19 protein-coding genes and 2 pseudogenes are annotated in these 16,743 nt (G+C 62.1%); 3 read left to right on the top strand and 18 right to left on the bottom strand.

Annotated features, from left to right (window positions below; genetic code table 11):
• Nucleotides 1-125 precede the first annotated feature (125 nt).
• Nucleotides 126-506: a hypothetical protein gene (locus tag GGI60_RS03465; protein WP_183912577.1), complete on the bottom strand. Its 381-nt coding sequence runs from the start codon at nucleotides 504-506 to the stop codon at nucleotides 126-128.
• A gap of 181 nt (nucleotides 507-687) precedes the next feature.
• Complete coding sequence (locus tag GGI60_RS03470) at nucleotides 688-882, bottom strand: hypothetical protein (protein ID WP_096763347.1); 195 nt, start codon at nucleotides 880-882, stop codon at nucleotides 688-690.
• A gap of 226 nt (nucleotides 883-1,108) precedes the next feature.
• On the opposite strand from GGI60_RS03470, the gene GGI60_RS03475 reads away from it, so the two are divergent.
• Nucleotides 1,109-1,255 carry a hypothetical protein gene (locus GGI60_RS03475; protein ID WP_183912575.1) on the top strand — a complete coding sequence of 49 codons (147 nt, stop codon included), beginning with the start codon at nucleotides 1,109-1,111 and terminating at the stop codon, nucleotides 1,253-1,255.
• Between the two features lie 474 nt (nucleotides 1,256-1,729).
• Here the strand turns inward: GGI60_RS03475 and GGI60_RS03480 are convergent, their stop codons facing one another.
• Entirely contained in the window at nucleotides 1,730-2,281 is a 552-nt protein-coding gene (locus GGI60_RS03480; RefSeq protein ID WP_183912573.1) for a hypothetical protein, read from the bottom strand.
• A 432-nt stretch (nucleotides 2,282-2,713) separates the two neighbouring features.
• Between GGI60_RS03480 and GGI60_RS03485 the strand changes: the two genes are divergently transcribed.
• Nucleotides 2,714-3,445 carry an SIMPL domain-containing protein gene (locus tag GGI60_RS03485; protein ID WP_183912571.1) on the top strand — a complete coding sequence of 244 codons (732 nt, stop codon included), beginning with the start codon at nucleotides 2,714-2,716 and terminating at the stop codon, nucleotides 3,443-3,445.
• Nucleotides 3,446-3,799: 354 nt separating this feature from the next.
• Here GGI60_RS03485 and GGI60_RS03490 read toward each other — a convergent pair whose 3' ends face one another.
• The 5 genes and pseudogenes from GGI60_RS03490 to GGI60_RS03510 all read right to left on the bottom strand — a co-directional run bounded on the left by GGI60_RS03490 (nucleotide 3,800) and on the right by GGI60_RS03510 (nucleotide 6,448).
• A complete protein-coding gene (locus tag GGI60_RS03490; RefSeq protein WP_183912569.1) occupies nucleotides 3,800-4,138 on the bottom strand; it encodes a hypothetical protein in 339 nt (112 codons plus the stop codon).
• Nucleotides 4,139-4,366: 228 nt separating this feature from the next.
• Nucleotides 4,367-4,672, bottom strand: a complete 306-nt coding sequence (locus GGI60_RS03495; RefSeq protein ID WP_183912567.1) for a hypothetical protein — start codon at nucleotides 4,670-4,672, stop codon at nucleotides 4,367-4,369.
• 179 nt (nucleotides 4,673-4,851) lie between these two features.
• The gene (locus tag GGI60_RS03500; protein WP_183912565.1) at nucleotides 4,852-5,274 is read right to left on the bottom strand and encodes a secondary thiamine-phosphate synthase enzyme YjbQ; all 423 of its coding nucleotides are present in this window, start codon (nucleotides 5,272-5,274) and stop codon (nucleotides 4,852-4,854) included.
• A 92-nt stretch (nucleotides 5,275-5,366) separates the two neighbouring features.
• A pseudogene (locus tag GGI60_RS03505) lies at nucleotides 5,367-5,641 on the bottom strand (DUF1428 domain-containing protein).
• Nucleotides 5,642-5,839: 198 nt separating this feature from the next.
• Complete coding sequence (locus GGI60_RS03510) at nucleotides 5,840-6,448, bottom strand: DUF922 domain-containing Zn-dependent protease (RefSeq protein WP_183912563.1); 609 nt, start codon at nucleotides 6,446-6,448, stop codon at nucleotides 5,840-5,842.
• 555 nt (nucleotides 6,449-7,003) lie between these two features.
• On the opposite strand from GGI60_RS03510, the gene GGI60_RS03515 reads away from it, so the two are divergent.
• A complete protein-coding gene (locus GGI60_RS03515) occupies nucleotides 7,004-7,249 on the top strand; it encodes a DUF6894 family protein (protein ID WP_183912561.1) in 246 nt (81 codons plus the stop codon).
• Between the two features lie 18 nt (nucleotides 7,250-7,267).
• Here the strand turns inward: GGI60_RS03515 and GGI60_RS03520 are convergent, their stop codons facing one another.
• The 10 genes and pseudogenes from GGI60_RS03520 to rpoD form a co-directional block, all read right to left on the bottom strand.
• Nucleotides 7,268-7,666 (bottom strand): DUF427 domain-containing protein, encoded by a 399-nt coding sequence (locus GGI60_RS03520; protein ID WP_183912559.1) that lies wholly within the window; start codon nucleotides 7,664-7,666, stop codon nucleotides 7,268-7,270.
• Between the two features lie 93 nt (nucleotides 7,667-7,759).
• Nucleotides 7,760-8,452, bottom strand: coding sequence for a B3/4 domain-containing protein (locus GGI60_RS03525; RefSeq protein WP_183912557.1), 693 nt, complete (start codon nucleotides 8,450-8,452; stop codon nucleotides 7,760-7,762).
• Nucleotides 8,453-8,454: 2 nt separating this feature from the next.
• Nucleotides 8,455-9,352: pseudogene (locus tag GGI60_RS03530) on the bottom strand (DMT family transporter).
• A 475-nt stretch (nucleotides 9,353-9,827) separates the two neighbouring features.
• Nucleotides 9,828-10,631, bottom strand: coding sequence for an AraC family transcriptional regulator (locus tag GGI60_RS03535; RefSeq protein ID WP_183913861.1), 804 nt, complete (start codon nucleotides 10,629-10,631; stop codon nucleotides 9,828-9,830).
• An 87-nt stretch (nucleotides 10,632-10,718) separates the two neighbouring features.
• Nucleotides 10,719-11,504, bottom strand: coding sequence for an APH(3')-II family aminoglycoside O-phosphotransferase (locus GGI60_RS03540; RefSeq protein ID WP_183912555.1), 786 nt, complete (start codon nucleotides 11,502-11,504; stop codon nucleotides 10,719-10,721).
• Nucleotides 11,501-11,662 (bottom strand): hypothetical protein, encoded by a 162-nt coding sequence (locus tag GGI60_RS03545; RefSeq protein ID WP_004677707.1) that lies wholly within the window; start codon nucleotides 11,660-11,662, stop codon nucleotides 11,501-11,503. The genes GGI60_RS03540 and GGI60_RS03545 overlap by 4 nt, the downstream gene beginning before the upstream one ends.
• Before the next feature lie 106 nt (nucleotides 11,663-11,768).
• Nucleotides 11,769-12,875, bottom strand: a complete 1,107-nt coding sequence (locus GGI60_RS03550) for a DUF930 domain-containing protein (protein WP_183913859.1) — start codon at nucleotides 12,873-12,875, stop codon at nucleotides 11,769-11,771.
• 30 nt (nucleotides 12,876-12,905) lie between these two features.
• Nucleotides 12,906-13,643, bottom strand: a complete 738-nt coding sequence (locus GGI60_RS03555; protein ID WP_183912553.1) for a DUF930 domain-containing protein — start codon at nucleotides 13,641-13,643, stop codon at nucleotides 12,906-12,908.
• A 176-nt stretch (nucleotides 13,644-13,819) separates the two neighbouring features.
• A complete protein-coding gene (locus GGI60_RS03560) occupies nucleotides 13,820-14,113 on the bottom strand; it encodes a GYD domain-containing protein (protein ID WP_097578689.1) in 294 nt (97 codons plus the stop codon).
• Nucleotides 14,114-14,471: 358 nt separating this feature from the next.
• A complete protein-coding gene (gene rpoD, locus GGI60_RS03565) occupies nucleotides 14,472-16,529 on the bottom strand; it encodes an RNA polymerase sigma factor RpoD (protein WP_004677699.1) in 2,058 nt (685 codons plus the stop codon).
• Nucleotides 16,530-16,743 lie beyond the last annotated feature (214 nt).

The raw sequence follows: 16,743 nt of genomic DNA on the forward strand, positions 1-16,743 counted from the left end.
GCTAAGCCGCCGCGCGACCTCTCTGACCGGCGCTGCCGGACGGCGTGCAGGCCGAAATGACCGTGGGCGATAGGACTCAGTCAGATCAAATCGGGCCACCACGCCGAGTCGGCGCTCGCGACCATCTATTTCGAACCGTGCATCGAAGGTTTGAGCTTGATCGCCATGCTGATCTGGCCGCGGACAGAAATGAAACCGTCGCGGTTGTTGCCGCGTTGCATGTCGACGTTGTTGGTGATCCCGGTGATTTTGCAATCTTCCGCGATTGTCTCCACGACGACCGAGCAGTTCCTCGACGCAATGTTGTATAGCGCCTTCTGGGCTTTTTGGACCTGCTCATCCATCTGAGCGCTTTGATCAAAGGGCAGCGACAGCGAGATGCTCGACTGAGCCGTGATATATCCCTCGGGTATCGTCCCGTTTCGCGGGAGTGCGGTTTGGGCAAAAGCGCCGGTTACGGCGAAGGTAAAAACGGTAACGGCACTACAAAAACGGGTAGCGATCATCAAAACCTCCATGATCCGCTACGCATCGCATGAGGCGATTAACTCTGGCTGACGCATTTACCTAAAATTGCACTCGTCGTTACCAATCACCTCTGAAACGGTACGGCCATGCGACGCGTCGCCGTCCCGATCCGCATGTTGAATGCGTGGTCCGCCAAGGGCCATGGCGGGCAAAGCCATCCTAATAACTGCAAGAACGCCCATCGCTCGGCCTGAACCCATCCGTGCAAGCCGGATTAAGCGGGCGACTTTCCTGATAGTAACCGCCGTTGATCGACGACGTCTGGTCGAGGTCAGGGGACGAAGTGCAGGCCGAAGTGATCGTGGCAAGGCTGATCAGCGTTCCGGTCGCGACAAGTGCGAAAAAGCGGTTCATCTGAGCTTCTCCTTCGGAGGGCTTGGGTTTAGCCCAAGCGCTCAGTCTACCACGCCACGTCGGCAGCCGCCGAGGATTTATGGTGGCAGCGTGGCCCGACGGGCTCTTCTAACGCCAATGTGATCATCCACTGTCACATAACTGTCATGCAAAATTGCCCATTGCGACGGCAGCTTGGGCAAAATATATGCTGGCGACTAACAAAAAAAAGAATGAGTGAAATACCATGAGTGCCATACAGAAACTTTTCAACCGCAATCTTCTGTCCCGTTTCGTGACCGGTCTCGGTGCGGTTCCCCAGCGTTTCCGCGAAGTCCGCGAAGAGCGCAAGCCGGCCATCCATCCGTCTTTCATGGACGATTTCGGCGCTTAATTCAGCGCTGCATCCTTTAGCGGTCACGCCAAATCCGGTTCCGGATAATGTAAGGCTTTCCGCCAGGGATAGCGAAGTAAGAACCGCAGGAAAGAATGCGCTCCACCACGCAGTTGCGGTCCTAGCCACACAAGCTCCCCGCCCTCCGTCGTCCTCGGGCTTGACCCGAGGATCCATAGCCCCAAGCAATGCGTTGGCGTTCGTACTGACAATGGCGACCGCAGACCAGTAGCTCGTGCGCGTGCGGCATGGATACTCGGGTCAAGCCCGAGTATGACGGAGGGTGGGAGACGCGGTTGTCAGGAAGCGGGACGCCCGGAGGAATTCCAGCAAAATGCGCGAGCTGTTTCGGACAAGAACCGCTTAAAAGGGCGGTAATTCCTAAAACCAGCGTGGACTTGCGATCCTTGCAGCGCAGACTCCCCGCCCTCCGTGGTCTCAGGGCTTGACCCGCGGAACTGCGGTTGCGCGTTCTCAGTTGACCGCGGGTGCCGCCGGTTCACCCCAGCTCGATACGGGTTGGCCGGCTTTGGTCGCCACGCTGATATCGTGGAGCGCGAGCGAAGCCTGCAGCTGCCGCATGTCGTTGCAGCGGTTGATGATGCCGCCGATATATTGCACGCAGTCACTGGCGCTGCCCTGTACAGAGCCCGTCGCCCAATCCTTGACGATGCCGTCAGTGCCCACCAGGAAATAGGAAAGCCGGTTGTTTTGCGACACGGTCGAGCTGCCGACCAGGCCGGCGAAATTCGTGCCGGTCTCGGTCTTGGCGGCAGGCGCCATGTGCCGGTAGCTCGTCATGCCGTTTTTCAACGGCGTCGCGCCGATCATCGGGCCGTAGGTGGCGCCAGAGCCGGAAAGCAGCGCCATCGGGGACTGGCCGAGATTGGCGATCTCCGCGTAGGGTTTGCCCAGCGCATAGCTGGTGAAGGAGCGGTAGGCGGCGTTCTCCGCCTTTTCCGCCACCTGAGTGCAGCCCGCCAGGCCGATGGCGAGGCCGATTGATAGAATTGTTATGATGCGCATGTCGTCCCCCTTGCCGGGCACAGCGTGTCCAAAAGCCCCAATTTCTTAACCCGCCGTATTTGCCGTCAGGTTTGGGGATTTGGGAAGGTGGTGCGCCTTTAACGAACCCGCAGGAATGGAGAGGCTGTGCCGTGGCCGGCTCCTCTGCCCTGCCGGGCTTCTCCCCCACGGGGGCCAAACCTTCGCACCCGTTTACCGCTTCGTCGGGCTGTGACGTTAGTTGTTGAGATGGACATCGCGCCCAGCCAACCTCCCCACCTGTGGAGGAGATGCCCGGCAGGGCAGAGGGGGCTCACACGGCACACCCTCCCTGCCACCCGCCGCCCCGCAGATTTTTCTCTCGCCACACACTCGCCCTTCCCTTCCGCCGCAATAGCTTCACAATCAACCGACAGAAAGTTCATCCGGGAAACGACAACTAGGGAATGAAACATGGCGCCGATTCTGTCCAAGACTGTTCTGATGACTGCCCTTTTGGCCCTGCCGCTGGCGGCAGCGCCTGTATTGGCGCAGGAGGCAAAGCCGCGCGAGGTGATCTCGGTGACGGGCGATGGCGAATCGTCCATGGCGCCCGACATGGCCATCGTTACTCTTAGCGTCGTCAAGCAGGCGAAAACCGCCCGCGAAGCGCTCGACGAGAACAACAAGGCGATGAAAGACGTGCTCGACTCGCTGAAGAGCGGCGGCATCGCCGAGCGCGATCTGCAAACCTCCGGCTTTTCCATTCAGCCGCAATATAATTATCCGCAGCCGGTCGACGGCCAGCAGCAGCAGCCGCAGCTGATCGGCTATCAGACGATCAATGCGGTCACCGTCAGGCTGCGCGATCTTGCCAAACTCGGCCAGGTGATCGACCAGTCCGTCACGCTCGGCATCAACCAGGGCGGTGACATCCAGTTCACCAACGACAAACCGGAAGCAGCGCTCGAAGATGCGCGCAAAAACGCCGTAACCGAGGCGGTCAAGAAGGCGAAGACGCTGAGCGAAGCCGCCGGCGTCAAGCTCGGTCGTATCATCGAGATCAACGAGAATGAGCCTCGCCCGCTGCCGCAGCCGGCCTATCGCGCCACAATGATGAAGGAAGCCGACGCCGCCGTTCCCGTCCAGGGCGGCGAGACCACTTACCATGTCAGCGTCACGGTGACGTTTGCGATCGAGCCGTGAAATGGAGGCGCGACGCGTCCTTTCCGACGTGCGGCGTCCGAATTCGGTCAATTGCTCTGTCGTCATGTTTGGGCTTGGCCTGCCAAGACCCCTCCCTCCTCCCCAAAAGGGGGAGGGGCTAGCTGCAACCCGTGGCGCTCAAACAAGAGACGTCTTTCTGGCTGTCAGCGTTCTAAGGATGCTACGATGGAAATTATGCGAAGCGGTGCAGCAAGTTAGTCCCTCCCCCTAGTGGGAGGGGTTGGGGAAGGGTCTACCGCGCGCACAAAGCAATCCACAAAAAGAAAACCGCCTTGCCGATCCGGGGGATTGGCAAAGGCGGCTCTTGCCGCCGAGGCGATATTGCAGATGATATCAGCGACGCAGCGCCGGGCAGCCGCGGACGTTGCCGAAGCTCATTTCGTCGGGGCCGCGGCGGGTCCAGCCCTGGACGATGACGCGGCGCGGGGTGATGTCGACGACGCGGGCGCGGCGGAGGCCGTAATCGCGGGCGAGATCTTCGGCGAGCCTGGGATCACAGCCGCGCGGACGGCGATCGAAGCCCGGAGGCGGACGGCGGTAATCGCGCGGCGGCTCACGCTCCGGATCGCCGATAATGATACTGAATTGCGCAGCGGCCGGGGCCGCGGTGCTGGCAAGGGTGCCTGTTATCAGCATGGCGGCAAGACCCGCCTTTGCCAGAAACTGCATCATCGAAAAACCTTTCGTTTTAAAGTCGGTGCGGCCAAGCCGCCGTCCCCATCACGCCTGAGGCATCTCCGGGAATCACTTATACAGAGCAGAGAAGAGACGGCTGAAAGTGTCGCCGTCAAGGCAAAATGGCCGGCAAGCCTCGTATCAGCGCTTGCCGGCCGGGTTCGCAATGTCCGCGTGTCTTTTTGAAACACACAAAGGACGCTGCAGCCCGTTCGGACCGGTTCGTCAGCGGCGGATCACCGGGCAGCCGCGGACATTGGCGAAGACCATCCTGTCCCAGCCGCGGCGGTCACGCCCGGCAACGACGACGACGCGCGGCGACATGCGGGTGATATGGGCTCTGCGCAGGCCGAAGTCCCGCGCCTTGCGCACCGCATGCATCGGCGAGCAGCCGCGGATCGGGCGATGATATTGCGCCTCGACGATGAGGTTCGTCTGCGGCCCGGCGGCAGCGGCCGTGGAGATCGTCGCCGGAATGGATGAAAGGGCAAGCACTGCGGCAAGGCAAGCCTTGGTGAGGAAATGCGTCATCAGCTGTCTCCGTCGATTGGTCTTTGTTTTTTCAACTTCTCCCTGAGGGGATTGTCTCGACAGTAGACGCTGCAAGCTGAATGGCGTTCGAACCGGCCATTCAGTTTGCATTCACAAGACGATGAGCAGTTTTTCGCCCGATGGGAGTCGAGCGATCACCCGCGTCCGGCGCCGCTCTCTCAGGAACCGAGATGCAGCACGATCTCGCGCCGGTGCGGGCGGTCGCGATGTTCGAAGAGGTATATGCCCTGCCAGGTGCCGAGCATCAGCCGGCCGCGCGCGACGGGAATGCCGATCGACACCTGCGTCAGCGCCGCCTTGATATGGGCCGGCATATCGTCAGGCCCTTCGGCCCTGTGCACGACCCAGCCCATCGACGGATCGGAGGCCGGCGGCACGAGGCGGCGGAAGAAGGAAAGAAGGTCGCTGAGCACATCCGGATCGGCATTTTCCTGGATCAGCAGCGAGCAGGAGGTGTGGCGCACGAAGACGGTGAGAAGCCCCTCCTCCCGCCCGGAGGCGCCGACGAAGGCTTCGGCCTGGTCGGTGAATTCGTAAAGGCCCTGGCCGCGGGTGGCCAAGGTGAGTATTGTCTGGGGCACGGGCGCTCTCCGTCTCGCAATGATTTCTCCCGCGAATTGGCGCGCCATGACGGCCGAGTCAATGCCTGGCTCGGCAGGTGACGGCGCCGGTGTCAGAGCTTCAGCAGCGTCTCGAAACCGCCATAGATCATCCGCTTGCCGTCGAACGGCATCTGCCATTCATCGCCCTTGAGCCGCGGATCGGCCATCACCTTGGCATTGATTTCGTCGCGCTCTGCCGGGACCGATAGGTGATCCAGGAGAAAACCACCAGCTCGTCCTCCTTGGCCTGCACGGTCCATAGCGAGCCGGCGAAGGTCGAGAATTTCTTGTAGGCCTCGATATTCTTCCTCGGCACCGCCACGACGAAACCATCGACATAGGACATTGCACGTCTCCTCGCTCCATCCTCGTTAAAGCGCGTCGCATCAAATTTGATTCATGCGACGCGCTTTAGCTCTTTGTTTTTATGCATGTCGTTGTCCCCGAACCGCTGCACACTTCCGGGCGACATGCATTAGCGGGAGAGATAGGAGGTCCGAGGGGCCGGTCCAGGAGTGGAGCGGCAAGCGGGCTTGTCAGGCAGTCACGGCCCGTTCACCAGCTTGAGGATGAGCTGCTGGATATTGCCGCCTTCGCCCATTTCGACCTTGTCGAAGTCGCGGCCGCGCTGGCGTTGCCGTGCGGAGATTTCGCCGAGACGCCGCGTCAGTTCGACCCTGATCTTCTTGCAGTCGGGATCGTCGGCAGCGGTCAGGCCGATGCTCGTCGCCTCGATTTCCCTGACCATCTCCTTGATGGTCTCGCCGTGCACCCGCTCATGTGCGGCAACGCCTGATATGAAACCTTCCCAGCTGCCCTTGACGGCCGGCGGCAGCGCGGTCGAGGGCTTGGGCAGCGTGTAGGTGATGATGAGCTTTGGCTTGTTGGTCGTGATCACGCAGGCGTTGCCCTGCGGTTCGTATTTGCGCGTCCAGGTGAGCTTGAACGTCGTATGCGCGATCACCCGGCCGGTGACCCCGGCCTTCGGCCCGTGCTCGCCGATCGATTCGTAGAGCGCAGCACCCGACCTGCCCGAGATCGCATAGGGCCGCACCTCTTCCACCGCCTGCCATCCCTCGGCCAGTGCTGCCGCCGGCAGCGAGGCGAAAACCGCCGCCAACATGAAAGATATGAATTTTGACCTCACGCGCATCCCCAAACAATGTTTTGGCGCGACCTTAGAGCCTTTCCTGGTCAAATTGAAGCATTCTGCCGGAGCAGGTTTTCGTCGGGGCAGAGGCGATTGGCGATGGGCATACCCAAGGTACGTCCGAGCCGATCGCCTCTGATCCTGGCGGAAAGATGCCCGGCCCACCGGCCGCACCGCTTCGCCGTGGCGAAGCGATCAGTGCGTCCGGCGATTCTGAGTCTCGCAGATTTGCCAGGCAAATCTGCGAGAGGGTTGGCTGAAACGGGCCGGCTGATCAACCGGCCGGCTTTGCCGTAGAGCTGGGCTACGACGCGCGCCGGCCGGTCGACCATCCGACTCCGTTTGAGCCAACAGAATGCTTCAATTTGACCAGGAAAGGCTCTAACGAGAGCCGTCGAAGCTTTCAACGCATCATGCGTCGGCAGGCATCATTCCAGGGTCAGCAGCAGGATGGCGAAACCACGTCGATCCGCCCAGCATTTTCCATAGGGATCAATGGCCAGCCCCGGGAACAATTGTCTTCATCGGTGATTTCCCCTCTGACGCGCAGGAAAGAACATGGCTCGCTACTATTTCGATCTACACAACGGGGAAGGTCCAACCCGCGACGAGCACGGAACCGAGCTCAAATCTCGTGAGGACATTCCAAAAGAGGTGACCCGCATCCTGCTGGATGTGGCCCGCGACGAACTGCCCGCGGGTGATCGCATGACGATCGCCATCACCGTCCGCGACGAAAGCGGCGAACCAGTCACGGTTGCCAGCCTCGTCTTCAGCAATGAATGGCTCGACGTCCTGCGATAACGGCTGGCGTCGGCCGCCTCAGAAGGTGCCGGCCTCCGGAGAGGCCATTTCCTCGATGCTGTCGACGCGGTCCGGATAGAAGGCGAGATGGCCCTTGATGTTGCTGACGGCGGCATTCGGCGCCTCATAGGTCCAGACGGCATTCTCTGCGGGTTCGCCTCCCGGAATGATGCTGTAATAGGCCGCGTTGCCCTTATAGGGGCAATGCGTGCGATGATCGGTGCGCTGCAGCAGCGACATGTCGACATCCTTGCGCGGAATATATTGCACCGGCGGATAGGAGGCTTCGCGCAGCGTCAGCGCGTCGCGGCTGTCGGCGACCGTCCTGCCGCCGAGCGTGACGACGACGCGGCAGGGATTGTGCTCGACGGTGATCGGGTGATCCGGACCGGGGATCTTGATCGATTTATCTGACATGCGGTTCGTCTCCAGAAGCGATCGATCCCCGGAAGATAGGGCGGGCATGCCGCCGGCCCAAGGTGTGAATGCTCCGTCCGGGCGCGATCCGCTTCAGACTTCGAAATGCGGCGATGCTGCACTGAGCAGCGCCGCTTTCGGCGCCGCCGGCCAGGCCTTCGCCAGCTGATCCGCGAGCGTTGACACCAGCCTGCCGATATCCGCCTCGGCCGAGGCATGCAGCGCCTCGGCAACGATCAGCACCGACCGCGTCGTCTGCCGCACCGCCGAAAGCCCGCTCTGCCGGTTCGTCCAGCGCCGCGCATGGGCCCTCGCCTCGCCATCGGCGAAGATCACCTCGTTCGGCTCGGGATGTTCGATGTCGCCGCCGAAGGTCAGATAGGTCTCGTCACCCGTCGCCGGCCGAACCTCGAGATCGCCGGCGATCTTTTCGACATCGAAGACGGCAATGGGAATAGCGAAGGCGAGCGAGGCCGCATTGCAGAGATCGACGAGCGGATGCAGGCGCGGCAGCGTGTGCTCCTGGCGGAAGCGGCGCAGCAGCGCTTCGGAGGCCGACCGATATTGCGTCGGCTTCAACCCCATTAGGGAAAAGCCGCGCCGCCAGGCCCGTATCTCCGGAAATTCGCTTTCCTGGGCGCCGTCGAGCCGGGCCTCGGCAATCGCTCCGAAGCTTGTTATCGACGCCTCGACGTCCACATTGGCATCGATGCCGGTGGCATAGAGGGCGCCGGCGCGAAGCTCGGGAAAGGTCTGCCAGAGGGCGGCGGAATGGTTGAAACGCATGCCTATCTCCCCTCGGCCGGCTGAGTTGCTGTGCGATTTCCAGCCAGACCGAGCCCGAGCACCGCGGCAAGCACGCTGGCAATACCGGCAAGTTGGCTGACGCCGATCGGCTCGCCGAGCGTGGCGAAGGCGAGCACGACGGCGGACACCGGCGCGAGCGCGGTAAAAGGCGAGGCTTCCGTGCCGCTCACCCTTTCGGCCCCCGCATACCAGAGCAGGAAGCCGGCGACGGTCGGCACCAACATAATAGACGACCGCCGCCGCAGCGCTTGCGGAAAATCCCTGGGCGGAAGGCGCCTCGAAGACGGCCGGGATGACGGCGACGGCGAAGCCGATGCCGGTCATCAGCGTCGATTGGGCAAGCGGCGGGATATCGACGGTCAGCCGCTTGTTCAGCAGGATGAACAGTCCCTCGCAGACGACCGCCAGCAGGATCAGCATATTGCCGGCGAGCGACCCGCCCGCCGCCTCCGGCTTGAAGGCGATCGACAGCACGCCGGCGGTCGCCAGCGCCACGGCAAGAAGCAGGCCGCGCTGCGGCCGTTCGCCGAGCAGCAGGATGGAAATTGCCGCCGAGACCACCGGCAGCGTGCCGATGATGACGCCGGCATCGGCCGCCGAGGTCAGGCTGAGACCGGAGATCAGCAGCGTCGTATAGCCGACGCTGCCGGCGCCCGCCTGGATGATGAGGATGAGGCGGTCACGGCGGGGAAGCTTCGGCAGCCGCGCGCCGGTTGCCCGCATCAGCACGAGAAAGACGGGAAAGGCGAGCGCGAAGCGCAAGGCGGTGGCGGTAAACGGCGCCAAGCCGGCGGCAATGAGTTTGCTCGCAATGACGGTGCTTCCGACCGTCAGCATGGCCAGCGTCAGATAGACATAACCTTGAACCTGTCTCGACATTCCGCATCTCCGATTGGATGCGTCGAGAAAACAGCAGGGGCCGGCTGCGGTCTTGAACGAAATTGCAGCGCGGAGGCGGCGCTCGGCCAGCCCCGTCCTTCGAGGCCCCTTTGCGGGGCGCCTCACGATGAAGCTGGAGAGAGGTCGCAGCCCGCGGCACCTGCGATCAGCCCCAATCCTGAGGTGCGCCGCAAGGGGCCTCGAAGGACGAAGCGGGCGCTTGAAGTTCGATGAATGCAAGAAGCGGCTTTGAGCGTGCCCTTCGAGGTTTCGCCCTCACGGGCTACGCGCCTCAGGCTGAGGGGCGTTGGAGGGTGCCGCGCCTTTTTACCGTGGACGGCAGAAGGATGGACGGCCTTCGAGAGAGCCTCATACTGAGGTGCCCCGCAGGGGCCTCGAAGGACGAGGCGGGTGGCTCGGCCTCGGACGCGGATCGGGGCCATCCCGGTGACGAAGCGCGCCATACCGGCACCGCTCAGACAAAGGCGCCGGCATAGAGCCGCGGCGACAGGCCGTATTTGCGCACGAAGACACGCGTCATGTGGCTCTGATCGGCAAAACCGCTGGCAAAAGCCGCTTCGGCAAGCGGTGTGCCCTGAGCGATCAGCCGGCGGGCGCGATGGATGCGGGCCTGGAGGAGATAGGCATGCGGCGTCAACCCCGTCGCCTTGGCAAAGCCGCGCAGCACCTGGAAGCGGCTGAGGCCGCTTTCCCGGGCGAGATCGGCAAGCGAGACGGCGGCAAGAGGATCGTCGTCGATCAGATCCCGCGCCGCGCGGATGGAGACCGGCACTGCTGGTCGCTCTTGGCGATCGCCCCGTTCCCGCATGACATTGGCGACGAGCTGCAGCAGCAGTTGCTCTGAGAGCAGCCCGTCGGCTCCGCCACCGGTGACCGCGCCAAACAGCATTTCGAAGCGGACGGCGATCGCCGCATTGCGGATGACCGGATAGGGGATTTCCTGTCGCCCTGCCCCGCCCTCGCCGATTTCCCGCGACAGGCTGGCGACGATCTCGGGATCGAAATAGAGAATGCGCCACGATCGGCCTGCGCCGATCGGCGCACCGTCATGCACCTCGTTCGGATTGACAGTGATGATATCCCCGGCCGCAGCCTCGACCATGCCGCGCCCGCTGAGCGACTTCTGCGCCCCTGATGAGACGAGGCCGATGCCGAACTGCTCATGCGTGTGCCTGCTGAAACTGTGATGCGTTGCCGCTTCCACCGCCTCGACGCCGGCCAGCGCCGAGCGTAACATCCTGAACTGATTTTTCGCCATCATCCGTCCGCAGATCCGATGCCTGCCATCTTGCCAGCCGGATGGAGCGGGCGCAACGCTTGGCAAGCGCCACGCGTCTTTGAAGCGTCAGAAGAACTCGTCGAGCAGCTGGTAATAATCGAGGCGCGCCGGATCCGGCGCCGTCAGCCCGTAACGATCGAGGAAGGGTTGCACCAGCGCCGCACCGAAATTACCGGCGATGCTGCGGCAGGCGAGCGCAATATCCTGATAGCGGTCGGCGACGCCGAGGCGGCTGCAATCGATATAGCCGGAGAATTGGCCGCCGGAGGCGACGAAATTGGGCAGGCAGGCATCGCCATGGGTGACGACGAGATGCTCACGGTCCGGCCGCCGGCGTTCGAGTTCGGCAAACAGTGTTTCGGCGCCCTTTCCGAGCCGCGTCTCGTCGAAATCGGTCTCGTCGACGATCCCGGCCTGCATGCGCGCCCTTGCGGCCGGCAGGCGCTTTTCCAGACGATGATCGAACGGGCAGGAGACGATCGGCAGGTGATGGAGATCGGCAAGTGCGGCCGCCAGCAGTCCGACTCGCGCAAGCGGCGTCAGCGCCGATGCGCTGGCAAGATCAGTCCCCGGCAGGGCGCCGATCAGCAGCCAGTTGCGCTCGCCGTCGCTTTCCCGGGCGATAACGTCGGGACACGGCAGGCCGGCGGCCTTGAGCCAGCCGAGCCGGGCGGCTTCATCGGCAAGCTCGCCGAACGGCCCCGCCGCCTCGACCTTCAGATAGAGGGGCGGCAGGCACTCGCCTTCCAGCCGGAAAACGCTTGCGGAGGAACGGCCGAGCGCATCGCGCTCGAACCGGTAGCCGGAAAGCCGCTCGCCAAGCGCTGCCGGCAATGTCTTGAAATTTGTCAATGCAGCGTTTCGGCGGGTGCTGCTTCGAGCAGGATCTCGAAGGCCTCTTCAAGCGCCGCCACCAGAATATCGGTCAGCTCGTCGCCCTTGTTTTCCAGGAACAACGCGCTGACGGCTTCGTCCTGGCGCTCCAGAAAACGCTCGATCTCGTTCGACATATCATTGTCCCTTCTTCACCGTACCATCACGGCCATAGGGAGAGGCTAGATGCGGTTCCTTGCGTGTGGCTTGTACCGGCGGCTCGCCAATAATGACCGCCATTTATCATGGATAGTCATAAATCGCCCACTCACTTTTGGGAATTACGTTCCCGACACCGAATTCAAACGAAATGATCTTTGTCGCATTGTCGTTCACTTCGCAACTGAACGCCAACTGGCGCAATTGCTTACCGTCATAGAACGCACTTCGCTTAAGCGCGAGGACATTGCCGTTCGGCAGATTGTATCGAGGCACCTCAATAATATTAGGATCATATGCTGCGGATGAATGAAGCAGCTGTTCTCTAAGCTCGCTCCAGCAAAGCTGACCACCCCGCATCTGGCGCGGCAAATTATTCATCGCCGCCTTGACCCTGCGGTCTGAGACAAAGTCGTGAGTAAACAGAGTCTTCGCTTTCTTGAGGTTGTTCGATTCCTCAGCGTCTGGTGGCGTTGAGGAGGTTGCCGCCGTCGAATTCGTTGAGGGCTTTGCCTGCTCGAAATTCGTCTTTGCCTCATCGGGTCCTATGGCAGCAGGCCCGTTCTTTTCCGGATTGACCTCCGTAGTCTCTACCTCGGGAAGTTCAATATCCTGAGGCAGCGGATTCGCGGCAGGGATAGTCTGGTGAACATCCGGCTTTTGGGTTTGCGGCGGTTCGACAGGCGATGTTTCCGGTTTTACCTCAATGACCGGCGGCTTAGGTGCTTCGGCCTGCTGCGGTATACCCCGCTCGCTTTGTTCCGGCGCCGAATCCTTCTCGGCAAATTCAAAAACCGGACGGGCTACGCGTTGTGGCCGGGGAGCGACGGGCGCTTCGGGCGGCTTCGCAGCCTTCGGCGGCGGAGGTGGTGGAGGCGGCTCCTTCTTAGCCTCTTCCGGCGGCTTTGGTTCTGGTGGCTTCTCCTTGGGCTTCTTTTCTTCCGGCTTCTTCTCTTCCGGCGGCGGAACGAGCTCCACCTTCACGCTCTCGTCTTCAGGAGGCTTCGGCTCGATCTTCGGCAGCCCGAAAATCAGAAGGGCGATGAGCGGCAAATGCAGAAGCACGGACGCGCCGACACCCCAGCCGATTTCAGGCCGCTGTTTTGCCGCTTCATGCGCTTCTGCCGGTTCGACGTCTTCTTCTGTCACAGCAGCGATGTGGCCTTTAAAGCCGGCAGCATCAAGCCACAAAAACAAAAAACCGCGTGATCGCTGCCGCGGTCATTGGTCGGCGGGTCCATCGTCCGCGACCAAATCATGCTCCTGCCATACGGCTTGCGGAATGGCGTCGCCGATGAGAAAGGCGAAGGACGCGACCTTGCCGGAGCCCACATCAAGCGCGCATCTGAACCGGATATTGTACCATTTGCGTTTGCTGCGGAAGGCGCCGCCCTTGACCTCGACGCTGTTGCCGCTGACCTTCTCCGCCGCCATCGCATAGGGCGCGAGCATATCGGGCTGCATATCCGGCTGCGCGCGGCGAACCTGTTCCAGCGCCTCAAGATCGCAAAGCTGCAGATTGCGCTCGGCTCCGGAAAGCTGGCGCAGCGCCTCCCGCGCCCCGCGGCTGCGCAAATCGGCCAGCACCCTGTCGGAAAAGAATTGGCTTGCCGTGACGAATTCCGCCGGCTTCGGCGCCGGCGGCGCGATCGGCGCCGGAGATGGCATCGGCACAGCAGGCGGATTGTTCATGACCGGCGTTGTCGGCCCTGCTTCGGGCCTCGCGGCCTCAGGCTTTCCCTGTTCCCGCGAAGGCGTCTTGACCGGCTGAGGCATTTTCAGAGGCTCCGCGGCCTGCGGAACGATCTCCACCGTGAGGCCGTCATCGGGCACCGGCAGCGGCGGCTCGGCCCTCGGCAACAGCAGCAGAAGGAGCAGGATCGCAGCGGCATGCAGCGCGAAGGACGCAGCCGCGCCCTGCCCGATCCCGCCATCCCGTGTGCCCGCCGCCAGTTCCATTGGTCAGGAAGTGACGGCCGGACGACCGACGGCGATCATGAAACGGGAAAGCGCTTTCGTCATGAGCTTGCCGAAAATCGAGCCATAAGCCGTGTCGCGGAAATTGAAGCACGCCGCGACACTGCCAGCACAGCCGGCGCTCTGCAACACATAAAATACACAACCCTAGAATGCAGCTAACCCAGCGAGCCGATCAGATCCCGATAGGCAGCCTCCGGGAACGCCTTCAGCGTCTCGGTGCGGACATTGCCCGCCATGGCGAGCGACAGTGTAAAATGCGCCATCACCGCGTCGTCGGGCGCCTCGCAGACGGCGACCATGTCGTGTCCACCCATCGTCAGATAGAACTGGTTGATGGAGCCGCCGACGCCTGCGAGCAGTTTCTTCGCCGCGTCCAGCCGTTTTGCCGAGTCGCGAACAGTACGGATGCCTTGGTCTGTCCAGTCGATCAAAAGAATGTAAGTGGTCATGTCGCACCTCCCGACGGAGGATCGCTCACGCAGGCATACGATCTCGCGTGTGTCGCGATCGATCCTTTCCCCGTGGCCGGATTATAGGCCTGTCACCATACAGGGACAAGAAAGCAGCGAGGATCATTGGTGTTAATCACAAAAGCAAAAAGCCGGGCGTAAAGCCCGGCTCTATTTGATGATAAACCTCGCTCGCCACCTGGCTTCATCCTCGGCTTTGTGCTGGGATCTGCTGCCTACGAAACGGAGGCAGATGCCCGGGACAAGCCCGAGCATGACGAAAGAAGAGTTGGCCGGCTTCGTCAGCAGGCTGAGCCGGGCATAAAGCCCGGCATTCCCATCAAGAAGTCATCGAAGCTTAGCTGTCGAGGAACGAGCGCAGCTTGCGCGAACGGCTCGGATGCTTCAGCTTGCGCAGCGCCTTCGCCTCGATCTGGCGAATACGTTCGCGGGTGACCGAGAACTGCTGGCCGACTTCTTCGAGCGTGTGGTCGGTGTTCATGCCGATGCCGAAGCGCATCCGCAGCACACGTTCCTCGCGCGGCGTCAGTGAGGCGAGAACGCGGGTGGTCGTCTCGCGCAGGTTCGCCTGGATGGCCGCGTCGATCGGCAGCAGCGCGTTCTTGTCCTCGATGAAATCGCCGAGATGCGAATCCTCTTCGTCACCAACAGGGGTTTCGAGCGAGATCGGCTCTTTGGCGATCTTCAGGACCTTGCGGACCTTTTCGAGCGGCATGGCGAGCTTTTCGGCCAGTTCTTCCGGCGTCGGCTCGCGGCCGATCTCGTGCAGCATCTGGCGCGAGGTACGGACGATCTTGTTGATCGTCTCGATCATATGCACCGGAATGCGAATGGTGCGGGCCTGGTCGGCAATCGACCGGGTGATCGCCTGACGGATCCACCAGGTCGCATAGGTCGAGAACTTGTAGCCGCGGCGGTATTCGAACTTGTCGACCGCCTTCATCAGGCCGATATTGCCTTCCTGAATGAGGTCGAGGAACTGCAGGCCGCGGTTCGTGTATTTCTTGGCGATGGAGATGACGAGGCGAAGGTTCGCTTCGACCATTTCCTTCTTGGCGATGCGCGCTTCGCGCTCGCCCTTCTGCACCATGTGCACGATGCGGCGGAATTCCGAAATCGAAATGCCGGTCTCGGTCGCCAGATTCTGGATTTCCTGGCGGATGTCGCGGATCGTCGTGTTCTCGCCCTTGGCGAATTCCTTCCAGCCGCGGGCGGCCAGATTGCCGATCGACTTCATCCAGTTCGGATCGAGCTCGGCGCCCTGATACTGTTCCAGGAAGCTATCGCGCTTGACGCCGTAGGATTCGGCCAGACGCAGCAGGCGGCCTTCGTTGGAGACGAGGCGCTTGTTGATGTCGTAGAGCTGCTCGACCAGGGCGTCGATACGGTTCTGGTTGAGCGACAGCGACTTGACGGCCTTGATGAGCTCATCCTTGAGCTCCTTGTAGCGGCGCTCCTGGGCGGAGGAAAGCGTGCCGGACGCCGACAGGCGCTGCTCGACCTGCTGGTCCTGCAGCTTGCGCAGCTTCTTGTAGGTCTCGGCGATCGTATCGAGCGTCTCCATCACCTGCGGGCGAAGCTCGGCTTCCATCGCCGCCAGCGAAAGATTGGATTCGTCCTCGTCCTCTTCCTCCTCCTCGGGAGGCAGGCCTTCGCCGCCGACATCGGTGATGTCGTCGTCGCCGGAGCGGGCGCGGCGGGTCTTTTCCTTCTCTTCGGCCGCCTTGCGGTCGGCCTCGATCTTCTCGGGGCTCTGGAACTGCGGCGCAGCCTTGGCCTCGGGACCGGAATAGGTCGTTTCGAGATCGATGATCTCGCGCAGCAGCGTCGTGCCTTCGTTGAGTTCGTCGCGCCAGATGATCAGCGCCTGGAAGGTCAGCGGGCTCTCGCAGAGGCCGGCGATCATCGTCTCGCGACCGGCCTCGATGCGCTTGGCGATGGCGATTTCGCCCTCGCGGGAGAGCAGTTCCACCGAGCCCATTTCGCGCAGATACATGCGCACCGGATCGTCGGTACGGTCGGTCGGCTCTTTCTTCTTGGCGGTCGCAAGCGCGGTGCCGCCGGAAGGCGCGAGTTCGCCGCCTTCGCTGTCCTCGTCGCCGCCGGCATCATCGTCATCGCCGCCGCCGGAAGCGCCGGCTTCCTCGGCTTCCTCGTCCTCGATGACGTTGATGCCCATGTCCGAAAGCATCGACATCGTGTCTTCGATCTGCTCGGACGTCACTTCCTCGGACGGCAGAACGGCGTTGAGCTCATCCATCGTCACATAGCCGCGCTTCTTGGCGGCCTTGATCATCTTCTTGACCGCGTCGTCGGAAAGATCGAGAAGAGGGCCGTCGCTTGCGCCGTCGCGTTCGACTTCCGCGTCTTCGTTCTCTTTGACCTTGGTTGCCATTTATATCGTCGCCTTCCTGACGCTATCCAATCTCGCTACGGTGAATGGGCCGTCTCAGGGCTTGACGCGCCGCTCGCGCCGCCCTTGAATCACCTGAGCCCACCTAACGGGATGACATTTAAAGTCTGATTAACCACGATCGCCGGTACCGGACAGCAAAGCTTTCTTGCCTTTGGATTTCCGGCCATGGTTGCGCGATCCGCCTTGACCCAGT

It is taken from the genome of Rhizobium lentis (genome assembly GCF_014200175.1).
In the GTDB taxonomy this organism is placed as follows: domain Bacteria; phylum Pseudomonadota; class Alphaproteobacteria; order Rhizobiales; family Rhizobiaceae; genus Rhizobium; species Rhizobium mulingense.

Excerpts from the sequence above, each read along its gene's own strand:
- GGI60_RS03465 (WP_183912577.1), bottom strand. The coding sequence starts at position 506 with ATGATCGCTACCCGTTTTTGTAGTGCCGTTACCGTTTTTACCTTCGCC.
- GGI60_RS03470 (WP_096763347.1), bottom strand. The coding sequence starts at position 882 with ATGAACCGCTTTTTCGCACTTGTCGCGACCGGAACGCTGATCAGCCTT.
- GGI60_RS03475 (WP_183912575.1), top strand. The coding sequence starts at position 1,109 with ATGAGTGCCATACAGAAACTTTTCAACCGCAATCTTCTGTCCCGTTTC.
- GGI60_RS03480 (WP_183912573.1), bottom strand. The coding sequence starts at position 2,281 with ATGCGCATCATAACAATTCTATCAATCGGCCTCGCCATCGGCCTGGCG.
- GGI60_RS03485 (WP_183912571.1), top strand. The coding sequence starts at position 2,714 with ATGGCGCCGATTCTGTCCAAGACTGTTCTGATGACTGCCCTTTTGGCC.
- GGI60_RS03490 (WP_183912569.1), bottom strand. The coding sequence starts at position 4,138 with ATGATGCAGTTTCTGGCAAAGGCGGGTCTTGCCGCCATGCTGATAACA.
- GGI60_RS03495 (WP_183912567.1), bottom strand. The coding sequence starts at position 4,672 with ATGACGCATTTCCTCACCAAGGCTTGCCTTGCCGCAGTGCTTGCCCTT.
- GGI60_RS03510 (WP_183912563.1), bottom strand. The coding sequence starts at position 6,448 with ATGCGCGTGAGGTCAAAATTCATATCTTTCATGTTGGCGGCGGTTTTC.
- GGI60_RS03515 (WP_183912561.1), top strand. The coding sequence starts at position 7,004 with ATGGCTCGCTACTATTTCGATCTACACAACGGGGAAGGTCCAACCCGC.
- GGI60_RS03520 (WP_183912559.1), bottom strand. The coding sequence starts at position 7,666 with ATGTCAGATAAATCGATCAAGATCCCCGGTCCGGATCACCCGATCACC.
- GGI60_RS03525 (WP_183912557.1), bottom strand. The coding sequence starts at position 8,452 with ATGCGTTTCAACCATTCCGCCGCCCTCTGGCAGACCTTTCCCGAGCTT.
- GGI60_RS03535 (WP_183913861.1), bottom strand. The coding sequence starts at position 10,631 with ATGGCGAAAAATCAGTTCAGGATGTTACGCTCGGCGCTGGCCGGCGTC.
- GGI60_RS03545 (WP_004677707.1), bottom strand. The coding sequence starts at position 11,662 with ATGTCGAACGAGATCGAGCGTTTTCTGGAGCGCCAGGACGAAGCCGTC.
- GGI60_RS03555 (WP_183912553.1), bottom strand. The coding sequence starts at position 13,643 with ATGGAACTGGCGGCGGGCACACGGGATGGCGGGATCGGGCAGGGCGCG.
- GGI60_RS03560 (WP_097578689.1), bottom strand. The coding sequence starts at position 14,113 with ATGACCACTTACATTCTTTTGATCGACTGGACAGACCAAGGCATCCGT.
- rpoD (WP_004677699.1), bottom strand. The coding sequence starts at position 16,529 with ATGGCAACCAAGGTCAAAGAGAACGAAGACGCGGAAGTCGAACGCGAC.